This window comes from Mesorhizobium sp. M7A.F.Ca.CA.002.15.2.1, assembly GCF_003998715.1.
In the GTDB taxonomy this organism is placed as follows: Bacteria; Pseudomonadota; Alphaproteobacteria; order Rhizobiales; family Rhizobiaceae; genus Mesorhizobium; species Mesorhizobium ciceri.
Window position 1 is genome coordinate 1 of record NZ_RZPI01000807.1, and the last position, 2,312, is coordinate 2,312.

At 64.1% G+C, this 2,312-nt stretch carries 3 protein-coding genes and 1 pseudogene; 2 read left to right on the forward strand and 2 right to left on the reverse strand.

Annotated elements, in window-relative coordinates:
- Positions 1-266, forward strand: a pseudogene (locus ENZ74_RS29570) (peptide ABC transporter ATP-binding protein); the annotation flags it as partial.
- A 25-nt stretch (positions 267-291) separates the two neighbouring features.
- Here ENZ74_RS29570 and ENZ74_RS29575 read toward each other — a convergent pair.
- Together ENZ74_RS29575 and ENZ74_RS29580 are read right to left on the reverse strand one after the other, a co-directional pair.
- On the reverse strand, positions 292-903 hold the full coding sequence (locus tag ENZ74_RS29575; protein WP_063169057.1) for an NAD(P)-dependent oxidoreductase: 612 nt from the start codon (positions 901-903) through the stop codon (positions 292-294).
- A 37-nt stretch (positions 904-940) separates the two neighbouring features.
- Positions 941-1,579: a DsbA family protein gene (locus ENZ74_RS29580; RefSeq protein ID WP_024504444.1), complete on the reverse strand. Its 639-nt coding sequence runs from the start codon at positions 1,577-1,579 to the stop codon at positions 941-943.
- A 134-nt stretch (positions 1,580-1,713) separates the two neighbouring features.
- Between ENZ74_RS29580 and ENZ74_RS29585 the strand changes: the two genes are divergently transcribed.
- Positions 1,714-2,312: LysR family transcriptional regulator (locus tag ENZ74_RS29585; protein WP_164761300.1), on the forward strand; the 599-nt coding region annotated here is incomplete at its 3' end.

Here is a 2,312-nt window from a genome sequence, read left to right on the forward strand (position 1 = left end):
TGTCCGTGCGCGGGGAGATCCTCGAGCTTTTGCTCGACCTGCAGCGCCAGGAAAAGATCGCCTATCTCTTCATTTCACATGATCTCGGCGTCATCCGGTCGATCGCCCACCGCGTTATCCTTCTCGACGCCGGCCGGGTTGCCGATAACGGCGATGCCCGGACCGTCATCGACGCACCGCAATCGGCCATTGGAAAGGCGCTGGTGGCGGCAGCACCGAGATTGAACCGGACCCTGATGCGGCTGGCGTCGGCCGGCCTCGATTGAGACCCGGCCGCCACCATCCGTTCGCTCAATAGCCGACGGTGAAGCGCTGCCTGATATGGGCCGGCTTCTCGATCTCGTCGACCATGACGATCGCGTAGTCCTCGAAGGAAATGCTGCTGCCCTCGTCGGAGGCGAGAAGCGTGTCCTTGCCGAGGCGGAATTTGCCGGTGCGCTCGCCAGGCACGAACATGGCGGATGGCGACAGGAACGTCCAATCGAGGTCGTCGACCGTCTTCAATCTGTCCAGGAAGTCGGCGCCCTTCTGCGCTTCTGCCTTGTAGATCGCCGGGAAGTCGGGGCTATCGACCAGCCGCTTGCCGGGCGCGACTTCGAGACTGCCGGCGCCGCCGACGACGAGATAGCGCTTCACGCCGGAGGCGCGCACCGCCTCGATCAGTGCATCGGTATCGCTATCCAGGAAATGCACAGAGCTGATCACAGCGTCATGGCCGCGGATCAGGTCCGCGAGACCTTCTGTGTCGAAGACATCGCCCTTCCTGGCCGTCACGCCCGGAAGCGCGACAATCTTTTCCGGGTTGCGCGCGATGCCCGTGACGGTATGGCCGCCATCGGAGAGTTCCCTGAGAAGGCGCGAACCGACAGCGCCCGATGCACCAATGAGAGCGACTTTTGCCATGTCTGTTTCCTTATGCTTGGGGGTCTGGAGGATGGGGTCACGCCGCCGCGATGTGGGCGACGAGATTGTCGAAGCTGCCGAACAGCGCGTTCGAACCGATGAGCCGGGGCGCATCGTTGCGGATGACCGCGAGCGAAGGCACGCCATCGGCATGCAGGCGCTGGAACAGCGCACGGCCACGGCCAACCTGATCGCGGTGAGCCGCCAGCAATGTTTCGGTCGGCGCCTTGAGCATTTCGGCGGCGTCCGCCATGCCGTCGGCGGCGAGCACCTCGGCCACACCGCCGATCGTCACGACATCGCGTCCTTCTACATAGCGCGCATGCTGGATCGTCTTCAGCGCCGCAAACCGGCGGCTAGGGTCCTCCAGGCCAGCGGCAGTGATGCCGAGTGTGGCGGCATGTGAGTCGAGCAGGGTGCCACGGACATTGAGGACATTGTGCCGGTAGGCCGGCGTGAACGATTGTCCGGTCAGGCGCTCGATGCGCTGGTCGTTCGCCCAGGCGTGCGCCGCAAAACCTTCATCCATCGGACGCGCGCCGGCGCCGGAAAACAGGCCGGTCGGCAGCAGCTCGACGCGCACGCCGGCGGCCGACAACCGGCCGAGCATCCGGGTGGCACCATAGCACCAGCCGCAGAGCGGATCGAAAAGATAGGTCACTTCTGAATTGTTCATAATCGCTGCTACCCATGATCCGGCTGCCGGCTTGATCGAATGCCGTTGGCTGATATGTGGCAGGTGGGGGTCTTGCGATAAATGGCACCCAATAATACAAACTGTATGATCTGATCATACAAATGGCAGCCAGCTTGGCCGAACTTCTGAACCTCAATCGGCTCGCCTACTTCACCACGGTGATGGAAACCGGCTCGTTCACGGCCGCAGCCAACCGGCTTGGCGTCGCCAAGGCCGTGGTCAGCCATCAGATCGGCAAGCTCGAAGAGGAACTGGGCGCAACGCTGCTGCAGCGCACGACCCGGCGTGTCACGCCGACCGAAGAGGGGCGCCTCTTCTATGACCGCGCGATGATCATCCTGCGGGAAGCGGAGGCCGCCTATGGCGAAATCTCGCGCGGGGCCGTCGAACCGAGCGGAACGCTGAGGCTGACGGCGCCGCTCGACTACGGCACCAAGATGGTGGCTCCGGTCATGGCGGCCTATCTCAGAACCTATCCGCAGATGCGCGTCGAGGCGATCTTCGACGACGCCGTCAGCAATCTGGTGGACGAGCAGATCGATCTCGGCATCCGCGTCGGCTGGCTCACCGATTCCTCGAACCAGGCGCGGCGGCTGGGGACGATCCGGCAAATCGTGGTGGCGAGCCCTGGCTTCGCGGCGAGCCTGCCGCCCGACCTGACGCCGCACCAGGCAAGATCGCTGGCCTGGGTCGGCAACACCCAGTTGCGCGG

What these genes read in the sequence shown, in the direction of transcription:
- ENZ74_RS29575 (WP_063169057.1), bottom strand. Translation starts at nt 903, where the DNA reads ATGGCAAAAGTCGCTCTCATTGGTGCATCGGGCGCTGTCGGTTCGCGC.
- ENZ74_RS29580 (WP_024504444.1), bottom strand. Translation starts at nt 1,579, where the DNA reads ATGAACAATTCAGAAGTGACCTATCTTTTCGATCCGCTCTGCGGCTGG.